The sequence below is a fragment of the Streptococcus sp. SPS1 genome (genome assembly GCF_030439915.1).
In the GTDB taxonomy this organism is placed as follows: domain Bacteria; phylum Bacillota; class Bacilli; order Lactobacillales; family Streptococcaceae; genus Streptococcus.
Genome location: NZ_JAQFJG010000005.1, coordinates 107,300 through 125,014, shown reverse-complemented (window position 1 = coordinate 125,014; position 17,715 = coordinate 107,300). Strand labels below are relative to the sequence as shown.

Genomic DNA, 17,715 nt, shown 5'->3' with positions numbered 1-17,715 from the left:
AATCAGGCGGTTAGAGGTTCGACTCCTCTAGGGTGCATTTTTCTATTTAACTCGGGAAGTAGCTCAGCTTGGTAGAGTACTTGGTTTGGGACCAAGGTGTCGCAGGTTCGAATCCTGTCTTCCCGATTAATTATCTGGATACTTAAGATATCTTTTTTTCTTCTTTGTCAACTGTAGTAGGTTGATATAATAGTATTAGACCTTGAGAAATCAAGGTCTTTTTTGAAGTACGACGAGCATGTCGTATATCTGAGGTGTAAGTCCTCTGTGGGCACCCGCTACCGGTGAACCCAATAGCGATTCCCAAGCCTGACTATCGTGAGGTAGCGGATTAAAACGGTCTGGGGATAGACCGTTTTAAGTCTGACGCTGGAAATAAGAATCGTTAGAGGAAGGGATAGCGAAATCGTGGCTCTACGAACAGGAACGTGATAGTAAGGCGTATATAGCGGATAAGGGGGCTTTCAAACTCTAAAGTCCAAAAAGGTAGTCGTAACCTATATGCGTAAATCACGAGAGTAAACGAGGAAAGATGTACGACTTATCCCGTGAGGTCTCATGAGCGCTGAATGCGTAGTAACAACGAATCATGAGAAGTCAGCCGAACCCATAGTAGTGAAGAAACTTCTGTAATGGAAGTGGAGCGAAGGGGAGAATACTCAAACAGTCTGGGGAGAGACTGTTTGAGGTCTGTCGCTAGAAAGAGAAAACGACAGTTCGAAGTAATCCTACTTCACTTGTGTCTGTAAAACGAGCGGTCTGATAGAACTGGACTCTGTCACGTATTGACTAGATGAAGGTTCACCAATATAAGATGTCCCTTAGGCACCAAAACAAGAAAGGAATACGCACATGTCAAAATTGTTAGATAAGATATTATCACGCGAAAATATGCTTGAAGCCTACAATTAAGTAAAATCCAATAAGGGCTCAGCTGGGATTGATGGAATTACTATCGAAGAGATGGATAATCATCTCAGACAAAATTGGCGCTTGACTAAGGAACTGATAAAACAGAGAAAATATAAGCCTCAACCAGTTCTTAGAGTTGAGATTCCTAAACCAAACGGAGGCATCCGTCAACTAGGAATTCCAACAGTTATGGATAGAATGATTCAACAGGCCATTGTTCAAGTCATTAGCCCTATTTGTGAACCCCATTTCTCAGATATGAGTTATGGTTTCAGACCAAATAGGTCATGTGAAAAAGCCATCATAAAGCTCTTAGAGTACTTAAATGACGGCTATGAGTGGATAGTGGATATAGACCTAGAGAAATTTTTCGATACAGTTCCTCAAGATAGATTGATGTCCTTAGTACATAACATTATCGAAGACGGAGATACGGAATCCTTGATTCGTAAGTATCTTCATTCAGGTGTTATCATTAATGGTCAGCGTCATAAAACGCTAGTTGGTACACCACAGGGAGGAAATTTATCTCCTCTCTTATCCAATATTATGCTTAATGAATTGGACAAAGAATTAGAAAAGAGGGGACTTCGATTTGTGCGCTACGCAGATGATTGTGTGATTACGGTCGGAAGCGAGGCAGCCGCTAAGCGTGTGATGTATTCAGTCAGTCGTTTTATTGAGAAACGACTAGGTTTGAAAGTAAACATGACCAAGACTAAGATTACCAGACCAAGAGAGTTGAAATATCTAGGTTTTGGGTTCTGGAAATCATCAGATGGTTGGAAAAGTCGTCCCCATCAAGATAGTGTTCGGAGATTTAAGCTTAAATTGAAGAAACTAACACAGAGGAAATGGAGTATAGACTTAACAAGACGTATTGAGCAACTGAATTTGTCTATTCGAGGATGGATAAACTATTTCTCGCTGGGAAATATGAAGCGCATAGTCGCTAGCATAGATGAGCGCTTGCGTACTCGCCTACGAGTGATTATCTGGAAGCAATGGAAGAAGAAATCGAGACGATTATGGGGATTGCTTAAGTTAGGAGTTCCTAAATGGATAGCAGATAAGGTATCTGGCTGGGGCGACCACTACCAATTAGTAGCTCAGAAGTCGGTACTTAAACGTGCTATATCAAAACCAGTCCTTGAAAAACGTGGACTGGTTTCGTGTTTGGATTATTACCTTGAACGACATGCGTTAAAAGTTAGTTGAAGCGCCGTATGCCGAACGGCACGTACGGTGGTGTGAGAGGGGCTAGAGATTATTCCCTACTCGATTTTCAGTAATTCATTTTGGCAGCGTATACTTTTTGTCTCCAGTCTTTTCAATAAATACCGTAGTTTAGGTATCCACATTGAAATTTAACAGATTTTATAATTCTTACAAATTTTTAAGAAAACAATAGACTAGTTTTTTTGTTGTACGCATAATATATGTGTTTGCATTGTAAACATTTCTGCTCTTTTTGATTTTAATTGAGTATTAGTTTACATTATAGTGTGAATTGGATTTGATATTTCTTTTGAGGAAGCTGCCTTAGATTTTTCTAATTGTGTTTTATTGTATAGTGTATCTTGCTTGTTTTGAACAGAATTTTTTATGACATTTGTCATATTTTCTAGTGACAGAAGCTTCTATCTCCTCTGATTTCAAAAGACTATAATTGTAGTATCAAATGGAGGAAAAAGAGATGAGAAATAAAATGATTATCGCAGTGAGTTTAGTAGTAGCAGGAGTTATGACCTATCTCATGTTTTCGGGATTGGATGAAGATTTCTACCATTTTCCTTGGGAGTTATTTGCTGGCTTTGGAATGATGTCTTGGCTTGTCAGAGAAGGTTTGAAATTAGTAAGAGATGTGAAAAAGGAGTTTGAGGAATGAAAAGAGGGATCATCTATTTCTTTATCGGCCTGTCCCTCTTGGTATGGTTAGTGGAAATGTTTACAGGTTGGTTTGACCAAACCTTGCTTCACCAATTCATCCGTGGTGCCTGGGGACTGGGATTTATGATTTTTATCGCCTTTCCTATGGGAAAGGAGTGGCTGAAAGGAGAATATCATGATCATGATTAAGGTAGAAAGCCTAAAGAAAAACATCAATGGCAAGGCTATTTTGAAGGATATTTCCTTTGAGGTAGCTGAAGGTGAATGCGTCGCCTTGATTGGGCCCAATGGTGCTGGTAAGACCACACTCTTGGACTGTCTGCTTGGAGATAAACTGGTCACAAGCGGTCAAGTATCCATCCAAGGCTTGTCAGTGACGAGTTCTCAGTTAGACTATATTAGAGGTTATCTGCCTCAAGAAAATGTCATCGTTCAGAAACTAAAGGTCAAAGAGTTGATTGTTTTCTTTCAACGTATTTATCCAAATCCCTTGAGCAACCAGGAAATCGACCAACTATTGCAGTTTGACCAGCAACAAAAAGAGCAATTCGCAGAAAAATTATCAGGTGGACAAAAGCGTCTTTTCTCTTTTGTCTTGACCTTAATTGGGCGACCGAAGCTTGTCTTTTTAGATGAGCCAACTGCTGCCATGGATACCTCTACCCGTCAACGTTTTTGGGAAATTGTTCGGGACCTAAAAGCGCAAGGAGTCACCATTCTCTATTCGTCTCATTATATTGAAGAGGTAGAGCATACGGCTGACCGGATTTTGGTTTTAAATAAGGGAGAGTTGATTCGTGATACGACGCCTCTAGCTATGCGTAGTGAGGGAATTGAAAAGCATTTTATCCTTCCTCTGGCATACAAGGAAGTCATTGAGCAGTCTAACTTGGTTGAAAACTGGTCACAAAAACAAGATGCTTTGCAAGTAGTTACACGTGAAGCGGATGCTTTTTGGCAACTGTTAGTGCAAGCAGGATGTAGGATTCAAGAAATTGAAGTCAATAATCGTAGCTTGTTGGATACAATCTTTGAAGAAACACAAAAGGGAGATGACTAAGATGAAACGATGGATCGCATTAAATAAGATAGAATTTCTATTGACCAAACGGCAACTAGTTTATTATTTATTATCAGTAGGGATGCCGACAGCCTTCTATTTATTCTTTTCAGGCATGTACCAGGACACACCTGGTGGACCAGCTAATTTTATGCGTGATTACCTCATCTCCATGACAGCCTTTTCCATGATGTCGACAGCTATGTTTTCATTCCCAGCTGTTTTACATACAGATAAAATCAACAACTGGCAGAAAACATTGCGTCATACTCCGGTAAATATGGTAGAATATTATCTATCAAAGATAACAAGTATGCTGGTTGATTATTTGGTTTCAATCTTGGTGGTTTTCTCAGTTGGGCATTTTGTAAGAGGTGTGGACATACCTCTAGCAAGCTGGGTTGGAGCTGCGATTTTGCTGATTATGGGAAGTATTGCTTTTGTAGCGCTTGGCTTGACCTTGACGCTCTTACCAACTAGTCAGCTGATGTCTGTCGTGGGCAATCTTCTCTATCTAGGCTTGGCTGTTTTAGGTGGACTCTGGATGCCCATCTCTTTATTTCCAGACTGGATGCAAGCAATCGGGAAGTGCCTACCAACTTATCAGTTGATGGAGTTGCTCAAGACCTTCTTAAACGAGGGTAGCATCAATCTATCAGCCACAGTTTATCTACTTGTTTTTTCAGCAGTTTTGTTTGGTTTGACCATTTACCTTCAAGGTCATAAGGAGAATGCTTAATGCTTGAAAGACTGAAAAGCATACACTATATGTTTTGGGCCAGTTTAATTTTTATGATTTTCCCCATCCTACCTGTAGTGACTGGGTGGCTTTCTGCCTGGCATTTATTGATTGATATTCTATTTGTAGTGGCGTATTTGGGTGTTTTAACAACTAAGAGCCAGCGCCTATCTTGGCTATATTGGGGCCTCATGCTGACTTATGTAGTTGGGAATACTGCCTTTGTTGCTGTTAATTATATCTGGTTTTTCTTTTTCCTATCCAATCTCTTAAGTTATCATTTCAGCGTAGGTGGTTTAAAGTCTTTACATGTCTGGACTTTTCTTCTTGCTCAAGTCCTTGTTGTGGGCCAACTTTTGATTTTTCAGAGAATTGAAGTTGAGTTTCTATTCTATCTACTTGTAATTCTTGCTTTTGTCGATTTAATGACTTTTGGCTTGGTTCGGATTCGGATTGTGGAGGATTTGAAAGAAGCACAGGCTAAGCAAAATGCCCAGATAAATCTATTGCTTGCTGAAAATGAACGCAGTCGTATCGGTCAAGATTTGCATGATAGTCTGGGGCATACCTTTGCTATGCTGAGTGTTAAAACTGATCTAGCCTTGCAGTTATTTCAAATACAGGCTTATCCACAGGTGGAAAAGGAATTAAGAGAACTACAGCAAATTAGCAAAGAATCAATGCGTGAAGTGCGAACCATTGTGGAAAATCTTAAGTCTAGAACTTTGACATCCGAACTAGAGACTGTGAAAAAGATGTTAGAAATTGCTGGAATTGAGGTGGAAATAGCTAATCAACTAGATACAGCTAGCCTTACTCAGGAATTGGAGTCAACGGCCTCCATGATTTTGCTTGAGTTGGTGACCAATATCATCAAACATGCTAAAGCGTCTAAAGTCTACTTAAGATTAGAACGGACAGAGAAAGAACTCATTCTAACAGTGAGAGATGATGGCTGTGGCTTTACTTCTATAAAGGGGGATGACCTCCATACAGTTCGAGATCGTGTTCTTCCATTTTCGGGAGAAGTAAAGGTAATTAGTTGGAAACAACCGACAGAAGTTCAGGTTCGACTACCTTATAAGGAGAGAAACTAAGATGAAACTACTTGTTGCAGAAGATCAAAGTATGTTGCGAGATGCTATGTGCCAGTTGCTTGCCTTTCAAGCAGATGTAGAGTCTGTCTTACAAGCCAAGAATGGGCAAGAAGCAATCCAACTCTTAGAAAAAGAGTCCGTAGATATTGCCATTCTTGATGTAGAGATGCCTGTTAAGACAGGTCTTGAAGTCTTGGAGTGGATACGAGCAGAAAATCTAGAAACAAAGGTGGTTGTGGTGACGACCTTCAAGCGCCCAGGGTATTTTGAACGTGCGGTCAAGGCTGGAGTGGATGCTTATGTATTAAAGGAACGAAGCATTGCAGACCTCATGCAAACCTTGCACACTGTCCTCGAAGGAGGCAAGGAGTATTCGCCTGAATTGATGGAAGTGGTGATGATGCATCCCAATCCGTTGACAGAACAAGAGATTGCTGTTTTAGAGGGAATCGCTCAGGGCTTCTCTAACCAAGAAATTGCAGACAAACTTTATCTATCCAACGGAACCGTCCGAAACTATGTCACCAATATTCTTTCAAAACTAGATGCAGGTAATCGAACAGAGGCAGCTAATGTCGCAAAAGAATCTGGTTGGTTGTGATACTATCATATCTCGAAAACCATTATGTGCTAAAATTGATGGGATTGAATGGAACAATACTAACTTTAGGAGGGTGGGATTCCTCCCTTTTCTTTTTTTAGGGAACACTACAAAAGAGCTAAAATTAACAATAAAAAAGAAAAATATCTTGACAACCAAGGGAAAATTTTGTTACAATAATAGACGGTACTTTTTACTTTTGGTCTCTCAAGAGTGTACAGGGACGTGCTGACAAATGTTGCAAAAGTACACACAGATGATAGCTGTCACCAAGTGTATCATCACCAAAAATAAAAAACACAGGAGAATGTAGATGCCTACAATTAACCAATTGGTTCGCAAACCGCGTAAATCAAAAGTAGAAAAATCTAAATCACCAGCTTTGAACGTTGGTTACAACAGTCATAAAAAAGTTCAAACAAACGTTTCTTCACCACAAAAACGTGGTGTTGCAACTCGTGTTGGAACAATGACACCTAAAAAACCTAACTCAGCCCTTCGTAAATTCGCTCGTGTACGTTTGAGCAACCTTATCGAAGTTACTGCCTACATCCCAGGTATCGGACACAACTTGCAAGAGCACAGCGTGGTGCTTCTTCGTGGTGGACGTGTAAAAGACCTTCCGGGGGTACGTTACCATATCGTCCGTGGTGCACTTGATACTGCAGGTGTTAACGATCGTAAACAAGGCCGTTCTAAATACGGTACCAAACGTCCAAAAGCATAAGGAAAGGGGATAAAGAGAAATGAGTCGTAAAAATAGAGCTCCAAAACGTGACGTATTGCCAGATCCGCTTTACAATTCACAACTAGTTACTCGTCTTATCAACCGCGTTATGCTTGACGGTAAACGTGGTACAGCTGCTTCAATCGTTTACGGTGCTTTTGAGCAAATCAAAGAAGCTACTGGCAACGATGCACTTGAAGTATTTGAAACAGCTATGGAAAACATCATGCCTGTACTTGAAGTACGTGCACGTCGTGTTGGTGGTTCTAACTACCAAGTCCCAGTTGAGGTTCGTCCAGAACGTCGTACAACACTTGGACTTCGTTGGTTGGTAACAATTGCTCGTCTTCGTGGTGAACACACAATGCAAGACCGTCTTGCAAAAGAAATCTTGGATGCTGCTAACAACACTGGTGCAGCTGTTAAGAAACGTGAAGACACTCACCGTATGGCTGAAGCTAACCGTGCATTCGCACACTTCCGTTGGTAAGATTAAGATACTAAGGGCGTTAGAAAAGCGACTGAAAATTAGGAAGCTTGACGAAGAATCGAAGATTCTAGGAGAGCTTATCTATTTTCCGAGCTTTTAGCCCGAGTTCAAATTAGCTAAATCGATTAGTATTAGCTATAACTCAACTTACCATCTCGTAAGTTGAAACCAACAATAGCATGAAAACATTGAGAACGGGTAGGTCCTGCCTATCCGTTTTTATTAAAATCGTGTTATAATAGAATAGAAATCAAAAATAAATAGGAGAAACAAACCTCATGGCACGCGAATTTTCACTTGAAAAAACTCGTAATATCGGTATCATGGCTCACGTCGATGCCGGTAAAACAACAACTACTGAGCGTATTCTTTACTACACTGGTAAAATCCACAAAATCGGTGAAACTCACGAAGGTGCGTCACAAATGGACTGGATGGAGCAAGAGCAAGAACGTGGTATCACGATCACATCTGCTGCGACAACAGCTCAATGGAACAACCACCGCGTAAACATCATCGACACACCAGGACACGTGGACTTCACAATCGAAGTACAACGTTCTCTTCGTGTATTGGATGGTGCGGTTACCGTTCTTGACTCACAATCAGGTGTTGAGCCTCAAACTGAAACAGTTTGGCGTCAAGCAACTGAGTACGGAGTTCCACGTATCGTATTTGCCAACAAAATGGACAAAATCGGTGCTGACTTCCTTTACTCTGTAAGCACACTTCACGATCGTCTTCAAGCAAATGCACACCCAATCCAATTGCCAATCGGCTCTGAAGATGACTTCCGTGGTATCATCGACTTGATCAAGATGAAAGCTGAAATCTATACGAACGACCTTGGTACAGATATCCTTGAAGAAGACATCCCAGCTGAATATCTTGACCAAGCTCAAGAATACCGTGAAAAATTGATCGAAGCAGTTGCTGAAACTGACGAAGAATTGATGATGAAATACCTCGAAGGTGAAGAAATCACCAACGAAGAATTGAAAGCTGGTATCCGTAAAGCGACTATCAACGTTGAATTCTTCCCAGTATTGTGTGGTTCAGCCTTCAAAAACAAAGGTGTTCAATTGATGCTTGATGCGGTTATCGACTACCTTCCAAGCCCACTTGACATCCCAGCGATCAAAGGTATTAACCCAGATACAGACGCTGAAGAAACTCGTCCAGCATCTGACGAAGAGCCATTTGCAGCTCTTGCCTTCAAGATCATGACTGACCCATTCGTAGGTCGTTTGACATTCTTCCGTGTTTACTCAGGTGTGCTTCAATCAGGTTCTTACGTATTGAACACTTCTAAAGGTAAACGTGAACGTATCGGACGTATCCTTCAAATGCACGCTAACAGCCGTCAAGAAATCGACACTGTTTACTCAGGTGATATCGCTGCTGCCGTTGGTTTGAAAGATACTACAACTGGTGACTCATTGACAGATGAAAAAGCTAAAATCATCCTTGAGTCAATCAACGTTCCAGAACCAGTTATCCAATTGATGGTTGAGCCAAAATCTAAAGCTGACCAAGACAAGATGGGTATCGCCCTTCAAAAATTGGCTGAAGAAGATCCAACATTCCGCGTTGAAACAAACGTTGAAACTGGTGAAACAGTTATCTCAGGTATGGGAGAGCTTCACCTTGACGTCCTTGTTGACCGTATGCGTCGTGAGTTCAAAGTTGAAGCGAACGTAGGTGCTCCTCAAGTATCTTACCGTGAAACATTCCGCGCTTCTACTCAAGCACGTGGATTCTTCAAACGTCAGTCTGGTGGTAAAGGTCAATTTGGTGATGTATGGATTGAATTTACTCCAAATGAAGAAGGTAAAGGATTCGAATTCGAAAACGCAATCGTCGGTGGTGTGGTTCCTCGTGAATTTATCCCAGCGGTTGAAAAAGGTTTGGTAGAATCTATGGCTAACGGTGTTCTTGCAGGTTACCCAATGGTTGACGTTAAAGCTAAGCTTTACGATGGTTCATACCACGATGTCGACTCATCTGAAACTGCCTTCAAGATCGCGGCTTCACTTGCTCTTAAAGAAGCTGCTAAATCAGCACAACCAGCTATCCTTGAGCCAATGATGCTTGTAACAATCACTGTTCCAGAAGAAAACCTTGGTGATGTTATGGGGCACGTAACTGCTCGTCGTGGACGTGTAGATGGTATGGAAGCACACGGTAACAGCCAAATCGTTCGTGCTTACGTTCCACTTGCTGAAATGTTCGGTTACGCAACAGTTCTTCGTTCTGCATCTCAAGGACGTGGTACATTCATGATGGTATTTGACCACTACGAAGATGTACCTAAGTCAGTACAAGAAGAAATCATTAAGAAAAACAAAGGTGAAGACTAATCAGTCCTCGCTCTAGAAGGAAGTCACTTAGTGGCTTCCTTTTGTCTTTAGAAAATACTTCTAAATATGGTAAAATAGTAGGAGAATAATGTGAGGAAAATGAATGTCAAACAGTTTTGAAATTTTGATGAATCAACTGGGGATGTCTGCTGAAATGAGACAGGATCCTGCTTTATCACAGGCTGATATTGAGCGAGTTGTGGTTCATAAAATTAGTAAGGTATGGGAGTTTCATTTCGTATTTTCTAATATTTTACCGATTGAAATCTTTTTAGAATTAAAGAAAGGTTTGAGGGAAGAATTTTCTAAGACAGGCAATAAAGCTGTTTTTGAAATCAAGGCTCGCTCTCAAGAATTTTCAAACCAGCTTTTGCAGGCCTACTATAGGGAGGCTTTTTCTGAGGGGCCATGTGCTAGTCAAGGTTTTAGGTCCCTTTATCAGAATTTGCGAGTTCGTGCGGAGGGCAATCAGCTATTTATTGAGGGCTCAGAGGCGATTGATAAGGAACATTTTAAGAAAAATCACCTTCCTAATTTAGCCAAACAACTTAAGAAGTTTGGTTTTCCAATTTTTAACTGTCAAGTAGAGAAAAATGATGTCCTGACCCAAGAGCAAGAGGAAGCCTTTCATGCTGAAAATGAGCAGATTGTTCAAGCTGCCAATGAGGAAGCGCTTCGTGCTATGGAACAACTAGAACAGATGGCACCTCCTCCAGCTGAAGAGAAACCAGCCTTTGATTTTCAAGCTAAAAAAGCTGCAGCTAAACCGAAGTTGGACAAGGTGGAGATTACTCCTATGATTGAAGTGACGACGGAGGAAAATCGTCTGGTCTTTGAAGGGGTTGTTTTTGATGTGGAGCAAAAAGTGACCAGAACAGGGCGTGTTTTGATCAACTTTAAAATGACGGACTACACTTCAAGTTTTTCTATGCAAAAGTGGGTTAAAAATGAGGAAGAGGCCCAGAAATTTGACCTTATCAAGAAGAATTCTTGGCTCCGAGTGCGTGGGAATGTGGAGATGAATAACTTCACACGCGATTTGACTATGAATGTGCAGGATGTGCAGGAAGTTGTTCACTATGAGCGGAAGGATTTGATGCCAGAAGGTGAGCGTCGGGTTGAGTTTCATGCTCATACTAACATGTCGACTATGGATGCTTTGCCAGAGGTAGAAGAAATCGTTGCGACAGCTGCTAAGTGGGGACACAAGGCGGTTGCCATCACGGATCATGGAAATGTCCAGTCCTTCCCACATGGCTATAAGGCGGCTAAGAAAGCGGGAATCCAGCTGATCTATGGTATGGAAGCCAATATCGTGGAGGACCGTGTCCCTATCGTTTATAACGAAGTGGGGATGGACTTGTCCGAAGCAACCTATGTGGTCTTTGACGTGGAAACGACGGGGCTATCAGCCATCTATAATGATTTGATTCAGGTTGCGGCCTCTAAGATGTACAAGGGGAATGTCATTGCCGAATTTGATGAATTTATTAATCCCGGGCATCCCTTGTCAGCCTTTACTACTGAGTTGACTGGAATTACAGATGATCATGTAAAAAATGCCAAACCACTGGAACAAGTTCTGCAAGAATTCCAAGAATTCTGCAAGGATACAGTCTTAGTTGCCCACAATGCCACCTTTGACGTTGGATTTATGAATGCCAATTATGAGCGTCATGCTCTTCCAAAGATTAGTCAGCCAGTTATTGATACACTGGAGTTTGCTAGAAACCTCTATCCTGAGTATAAGCGTCATGGTTTGGGACCTTTGACCAAGCGTTTTGGTGTGGCCTTAGAACATCACCACATGGCCAACTACGATGCGGAAGCTACTGGTCGTCTGCTCTTCATCTTTATCAAAGAGGTAGCAGAAAAACATGGTGTGACCGATCTAGTTAGACTTAATATTGATTTGATTAGTCCAGATTCTTATAAAAAAGCTCGGATCAAGCATGCGACCATCTATGTCAAGAATCAAGTAGGACTAAAAAATATCTTTAAGCTGGTTTCCTTGTCTAATACTAAGTACTTTGAAGGGGTGCCACGGATTCCGAGAACAGTTCTAGATGCTCATCGGGAAGGTTTGATTTTGGGGTCGGCTTGTTCAGAAGGTGAAGTTTTTGATGCGGTTGTTTCCCAAGGTGTGGATGCGGCGGTTGAGGTGGCCAAGTATTATGACTTTATCGAGGTCATGCCACCAGCTATCTATGCGCCCTTGATTGCTAAAGAGCAGGTCAAGGATATGGAGGAACTCCAGACCATCATCAAGAGTTTGATAGAGGTCGGCGACCGCCTTGGCAAGCCTGTTCTGGCTACGGGAAATGTTCACTATATCGAACCGGAAGAAGAGATTTATCGTGAAATTATCGTCCGTAGTTTGGGGCAGGGGGCTATGATTAACCGGACTATTGGTCATGGCGAACATGCCCAACCAGCACCTCTTCCCAAGGCTCATTTTAGAACGACCAATGAGATGTTGGATGAATTTGCTTTCTTGGGAGAGGAACTGGCACGTAAACTGGTTATTGAAAATCCCAATGCCTTGGCAGAAATCTTTGAACCTGTTGAGGTTGTTAAGGGGGACTTGTACACGCCTTTCATCGATAAGGCTGAAGAAACGGTCGCTGAGTTGACTTATAAGAAAGCTTTTGAGATTTATGGAAATCCGCTGCCAGATATTGTTGATTTGCGGATTGAAAAAGAATTGACTTCCATTCTGGGGAATGGATTTGCTGTGATTTATCTGGCCTCGCAGATGCTGGTTCAACGTTCCAATGAACGGGGTTACTTGGTTGGCTCTCGTGGGTCTGTAGGATCTAGTTTCGTTGCGACCATGATTGGGATTACGGAGGTTAATCCTCTCTCTCCTCACTATGTCTGTGGTCAGTGTCAATACAGCGAGTTTATCACCGATGGTTCTTATGGTTCAGGATTTGATATGCCCAATAAGGATTGTCCAAACTGTGGTCATAAACTCAGTAAAAACGGACAGGATATTCCGTTTGAAACCTTCCTTGGTTTTGATGGAGACAAGGTTCCTGATATTGACTTGAACTTCTCGGGAGAAGATCAACCTAGCGCCCATTTGGATGTACGTGATATCTTTGGCGAGGAATACGCCTTCCGTGCAGGAACGGTTGGTACGGTGGCTGCCAAGACTGCCTATGGATTTGTCAAGGGTTACGAGCGAGATTATGGAAAGTTTTATCGTGATGCAGAGGTGGAACGTCTTGCCCAAGGTGCTGCTGGTGTCAAGCGGACAACAGGACAACACCCGGGAGGAATCGTTGTTATTCCGAACTACATGGATGTTTACGACTTTACGCCTGTCCAGTATCCAGCAGATGACGTGACGGCTGAATGGCAGACGACTCACTTTAACTTCCATGATATTGATGAGAATGTCCTCAAACTTGATGTGCTGGGACATGATGATCCGACCATGATTCGAAAACTCCAGGACTTGTCTGGGATTGATCCTAATGAAATCCCTATGGATGACGAAGGCGTGATGGCCCTCTTCTCTGGGACGGATGTGTTAGGGGTAACACCTGAGCAAATCGGAACGCCTACGGGCATGCTGGGGATTCCAGAGTTTGGAACAAACTTTGTCCGAGGCATGGTCGATGAAACCCATCCGACGACCTTTGCAGAATTGCTTCAGTTGTCAGGGTTGTCCCACGGTACCGACGTTTGGCTGGGCAATGCCCAAGATTTGATTAAGCAAGGAATAGCGGATCTATCGACTGTTATCGGTTGTCGGGACGACATCATGGTTTACCTCATGCATGCTGGTCTCGAACCTAAGATGGCCTTTACCATTATGGAACGGGTACGTAAGGGCTTGTGGCTCAAGATTTCCGAAGAGGAACGCAATGGCTACATCGAAGCCATGAAAGCTAATAAGGTGCCAGAGTGGTATATCGAATCCTGTGGGAAAATTAAGTACATGTTCCCTAAAGCTCATGCGGCAGCCTACGTTATGATGGCCTTGCGTGTAGCTTACTTCAAGGTTCACCATCCCATTTATTACTACTGTGCTTACTTCTCCATTCGTGCTAAGGCTTTTGATATCAAGACTATGGGTGCAGGTTTGGATGCTATCAAGCGAAGAATGGAAGAAATCTCTGAAAAACGGAAGAACAATGAGGCCTCTAATGTGGAGATTGATCTCTATACAACTCTTGAGATTGTCAATGAGATGTGGGAACGTGGTTTCAAGTTTGGTAAACTCGATCTCTACCGTAGTCAGGCGACAGAGTTCCTCATCGATGGGGATACCCTCATTCCGCCATTTGTAGCAATGGATGGTCTGGGAGAGAACGTTGCTAAGCAGTTGGTGCGAGCGCGTGAAGAGGGAGAATTCCTCTCTAAAACAGAACTACGCAAGCGTGGTGGACTCTCATCAACATTGGTTGAAAAGATGGATGAAATGGGGATTCTGGGCAATATGCCAGAGGATAACCAGTTGAGTTTGTTTGATGAGTTGTTTTAAAAGTTTGAAATGTCTTGTGTAGGTTTGAGGTTGTATCATGATGGAAAAGAAAAAAAGAGCAACACCCTGGAAATCAGGGAAAGTTATTTCTATATGTTTACGAAATGGCGTTTATATCTTAGCACAAATGGTGCGTGATCCCTATCTGGTATTTTTCAACCATTTTAATGAGGAAAATAACTGGAAGGGTGTGACCTTGAAAGAGGAAGATATCCTCTTTTGTAAGGCTGTTACTCGCCAGTTTCTACGCTATAGTCCTGTAGCGATTGTCAAAGAAGTTACCCCCCTGTTAGATTATGAACTGCCTAAAGAATGGATTTATAGCCATATTGGAGGACATCCTATTACTGTTTCGGTAAAGGGAAGGGAGCGCCAACTTTCTGGTTTTGGTAGATGTTGTTCTTTGGTTCTGGCGGATAAAGATAGTGGACTACCAGAAGATAATCCACTTATGGGACTCTTCCAATCCTATATCATATCAGATATCAAAGAACAGGATTGGGATCGGGTAGGTCAGGCTGAATTTATGTCTATTGAAGTATTTCCAACACTCAACGAACGTCTCTATCTTTGCTTTCTTTATGGAAAAAATATAAATCCAGAACAAGATATCTCTTTAGGAAAGCCTCTACCTGATGACTATGAAACCTATATAGATATCCTCACAAATAGTCCAGAGGCACGACTCCTCTACCTAGGAGAGCATGAAGAATAAGAAAGGACATTTCATGAAACTAAGAATATTCGCGGAAGATAAGCCGGCTGAGAAGGTATTTGAATATCAATTAGAACTTGCTGATCGTACAATTCTTCTATCAACAGTACTCTTGTCAGGTGCCATTGCTTTAGCAGGATTATTCTCTGCTTTGAAAGAAAAATAAAAATAGAAAAGAGAAAACAGAATGGTTTTACCAAATTTTAAAGAAAATCTAGAAAAATATGCGAAATTGTTGGTTGCGAATGGAATCAACGTGCAACCTGGTCACACTTTGGCTCTCTCTATCGATGTGGAGCAACGTGAGTTGGCTCACTTAATCGTCAAAGAAGCTTATGCTTTGGGTGCGCATGAGGTTATTGTTCAGTGGACAGATGATGTGATTAACCGTGAGAAATTCCTCCATGCGCCGATGGAGCGTCTGGACAATGTGCCAGAATACAAGATTGCTGAGATGAACTATCTTTTGGAGAACAAGGCTAGCCGTCTTGGAGTTCGTTCATCTGATCCAGGTGCCTTGAACGGTGTGGATGCTGACAAGCTATCAGCCTCTGCTAAAGCTATGGGACTTGCTATGAAGCCAATGCGCATCGCAACGCAATCCAACAAGGTTAGCTGGACTGTAGCGGCTGCTGCTGGACTTGAGTGGGCTAAGAAAGTCTTTCCAAATGCTGCGAGCGACGAAGAAGCAGTCGATCTCCTTTGGGACCAAATTTTCAAAACTTGCCGTGTCTACGAAGAAGATCCTGTTAAGGCTTGGGAAGAGCATGCAGCTATCCTCAAGAGCAAGGCTGATATGCTTAATAAAGAGCAATTTTCAGCCCTTCACTACACAGCGCCAGGGACAGATTTGACACTTGGTTTGCCAAAGAACCACGTTTGGGAATCAGCTGGTGCTATCAATGCACAGGGCGAAGGATTCTTGCCAAATATGCCGACAGAGGAAGTCTTCACAGCACCTGACTTCCGTCGTGCAGATGGTTATGTCACTTCTACAAAACCGCTTAGCTACAACGGAAATATCATTGAAGGCATTAAGGTGACTTTTAAGGATGGACAAATCGTGGATATTTCAGCTGAGAAGGGTGATCAGGTCATGAAAGACCTTGTCTTTGAAAATGCGGGTGCGCGTGCCTTGGGTGAATGTGCCTTGGTGCCAGATCCAAGCCCAATTTCTCAGTCAGGCATTACCTTTTTTAACACCCTTTTCGATGAAAATGCATCAAACCACTTGGCTATTGGTGCAGCCTATGCGACTAGCGTCGTTGGTGGAGCGGAGATGAGCGAAGAGGAGCTTGAAGCTGCGGGGCTTAACCGTTCAGATGTTCACGTAGACTTTATGATTGGTTCTAACCAAATGGATATCGATGGTATCCGTGAGGATGGGACACGTGTACCACTCTTCCGTAACGGAGATTGGGCAAATTAAGGAGTCAAAATGATAGGAAGTATGTTTGTTGGTCTCCTAGTGGGATTTTTAGCAGGTACTCTGACCAATCGTGGAGAGCGAATGGGATGTTTTGGAAAAATGTTTCTAGGCTGGATTGGTGCCTTTATAGGGCATTTGCTCTTTGGGACTTGGGGGCCGATAATAGCAGGAACTGCCATTATTCCGGCAGTACTAGGTTCCATGATTGTCTTAGCGATTTTCTGGAGACGAGGAAGTTAATTTCTTAAATCTGATACTCAATGAAAATCAAAGAGCAAACTAGGAAACTAGCCGCAGGCTGCTCAAAGCACTGCTTTGCGGTTGTAGATAGAACTGACGAAGTCAGTAACATACATACGGCAAGACGACGTTGACGCGGTTTGAAGAGATTTTTGAAGAGTATGAAACGAAAAGGAGGTTGGTCATTGTACCAGCCTCCTTTTGAGTATGATATAATAGTTCTATGAGATTAGATAAATTTTTAGTTGCCTGCGCTGTGGGGAGCCGGACTGAGGTCAAAAACTTGCTCAAGGCTGGGCGCGTGACGGTAAATGGTAAAAAAGAAAAGTCAGCTAAATTGCAGATTGATGAAGAAAGAGATGAGATTCGCTTTGATGGGCAAGTGTTGGAGTATGAAGAGTTTGTCTACTACATGATGAACAAGCCCAAAGGAGTTATCTCAGCGACTGAGGATCCCAAGCACAGAACCGTTCTGGACTTGCTGGATGATATTGCTCAGAGCAAGGAAGTTTTCCCAGTAGGACGCTTGGATATTGATACACATGGTCTTCTACTCTTGACCAATGATGGCCAGCTTGCCCATGCTCTTCTTTCGCCAAAGCGTCATGTGGAAAAGACCTATCTGGCTCAGGTCAAGGGAATTATGACCCAAGAAGATGTGGAGACATTTGCCAAGGGAGTTCCTCTCAAAGATTTTACTTGTCAGCCTGCTAAACTGGAGCTCGTGTCCATAGATCCAGAAAAAAATCAAAGTCAAATTCGTGTGACCATTGCAGAAGGGAAGTTTCATCAGGTCAAGCGTATGGTGGGCTACTGTGGCAAGGAAGTAGTAGACTTGCAACGTTTGACTATGGGAACTTTAGTATTGGATGAGAACTTGCAGCGAGGGGAATGGCGTCGCTTGACCAAGGAAGAATTAGAAATTCTCCGCGCTAATATTATTTAATTTAGTTTAATACT

The 17,715-nt window shown here is 42.4% G+C and carries 15 protein-coding genes, 1 tRNA gene and 1 pseudogene; all 17 read left to right on the top strand.

Features of this window, described 5'->3' with window-relative positions; all coding sequences use genetic code 11:
* The first annotated feature begins 52 nt into the window (after window positions 1-52).
* The 17 genes and pseudogenes from PCY12_RS05530 (at window position 53) to PCY12_RS05450 (ending at window position 17,701) form a co-directional block, all read left to right on the top strand.
* Window positions 53-126, top strand: a tRNA-Pro gene (locus tag PCY12_RS05530).
* Window positions 127-852: 726 nt separating this feature from the next.
* Window positions 853-2,130 (top strand): annotated as a pseudogene (gene ltrA, locus PCY12_RS05525) (group II intron reverse transcriptase/maturase).
* Window positions 2,131-2,593: 463 nt separating this feature from the next.
* Window positions 2,594-2,800: a hypothetical protein gene (locus tag PCY12_RS05520; protein ID WP_301351960.1), complete on the top strand. Its 207-nt coding sequence runs from the start codon at window positions 2,594-2,596 to the stop codon at window positions 2,798-2,800.
* Window positions 2,797-2,991, top strand: coding sequence for a hypothetical protein (locus PCY12_RS05515; RefSeq protein ID WP_301351958.1), 195 nt, complete (start codon window positions 2,797-2,799; stop codon window positions 2,989-2,991). Before PCY12_RS05520 ends, PCY12_RS05515 begins: the two co-directional genes overlap by 4 nt.
* Window positions 2,978-3,862: an ABC transporter ATP-binding protein gene (locus PCY12_RS05510; RefSeq protein WP_301351956.1), complete on the top strand. Its 885-nt coding sequence runs from the start codon at window positions 2,978-2,980 to the stop codon at window positions 3,860-3,862. The genes PCY12_RS05515 and PCY12_RS05510 overlap by 14 nt, the downstream gene beginning before the upstream one ends.
* 1 nt (window position 3,863) lies before the next feature.
* The gene (locus tag PCY12_RS05505) at window positions 3,864-4,601 is read left to right on the top strand and encodes an ABC transporter permease (protein ID WP_301351954.1); all 738 of its coding nucleotides are present in this window, start codon (window positions 3,864-3,866) and stop codon (window positions 4,599-4,601) included.
* Window positions 4,601-5,698, top strand: a complete 1,098-nt coding sequence (locus PCY12_RS05500; protein WP_301351952.1) for a sensor histidine kinase — start codon at window positions 4,601-4,603, stop codon at window positions 5,696-5,698. Before PCY12_RS05505 ends, PCY12_RS05500 begins: the two co-directional genes overlap by 1 nt.
* A 1-nt stretch (window position 5,699) precedes the next feature.
* A complete protein-coding gene (locus PCY12_RS05495) occupies window positions 5,700-6,299 on the top strand; it encodes a response regulator transcription factor (RefSeq protein ID WP_301351950.1) in 600 nt (199 codons plus the stop codon).
* 313 nt (window positions 6,300-6,612) lie between these two features.
* A complete protein-coding gene (gene rpsL, locus PCY12_RS05490) occupies window positions 6,613-7,026 on the top strand; it encodes a 30S ribosomal protein S12 (protein WP_001142332.1) in 414 nt (137 codons plus the stop codon).
* 19 nt (window positions 7,027-7,045) lie between these two features.
* Entirely contained in the window at window positions 7,046-7,516 is a 471-nt protein-coding gene (rpsG, locus tag PCY12_RS05485; protein WP_000087873.1) for a 30S ribosomal protein S7, read from the top strand.
* Between the two features lie 278 nt (window positions 7,517-7,794).
* On the top strand, window positions 7,795-9,876 hold the full coding sequence (gene fusA, locus PCY12_RS05480) for an elongation factor G (RefSeq protein WP_000090345.1): 2,082 nt from the start codon (window positions 7,795-7,797) through the stop codon (window positions 9,874-9,876).
* A gap of 103 nt (window positions 9,877-9,979) precedes the next feature.
* Complete coding sequence (locus PCY12_RS05475) at window positions 9,980-14,371, top strand: PolC-type DNA polymerase III (protein WP_301351949.1); 4,392 nt, start codon at window positions 9,980-9,982, stop codon at window positions 14,369-14,371.
* 37 nt (window positions 14,372-14,408) lie between these two features.
* Entirely contained in the window at window positions 14,409-15,086 is a 678-nt protein-coding gene (locus PCY12_RS05470) for a hypothetical protein (protein ID WP_301351947.1), read from the top strand.
* 13 nt (window positions 15,087-15,099) lie between these two features.
* Window positions 15,100-15,252 carry a hypothetical protein gene (locus PCY12_RS05465; RefSeq protein WP_301351945.1) on the top strand — a complete coding sequence of 51 codons (153 nt, stop codon included), beginning with the start codon at window positions 15,100-15,102 and terminating at the stop codon, window positions 15,250-15,252.
* A gap of 21 nt (window positions 15,253-15,273) precedes the next feature.
* Window positions 15,274-16,515, top strand: coding sequence for an aminopeptidase (locus tag PCY12_RS05460; RefSeq protein WP_033676074.1), 1,242 nt, complete (start codon window positions 15,274-15,276; stop codon window positions 16,513-16,515).
* Between the two features lie 9 nt (window positions 16,516-16,524).
* Entirely contained in the window at window positions 16,525-16,755 is a 231-nt protein-coding gene (locus PCY12_RS05455; protein WP_000580445.1) for a GlsB/YeaQ/YmgE family stress response membrane protein, read from the top strand.
* A gap of 223 nt (window positions 16,756-16,978) precedes the next feature.
* Complete coding sequence (locus PCY12_RS05450; RefSeq protein WP_301351943.1) at window positions 16,979-17,701, top strand: pseudouridine synthase; 723 nt, start codon at window positions 16,979-16,981, stop codon at window positions 17,699-17,701.
* The last annotated feature ends 14 nt before the right edge of the window (window positions 17,702-17,715 follow it).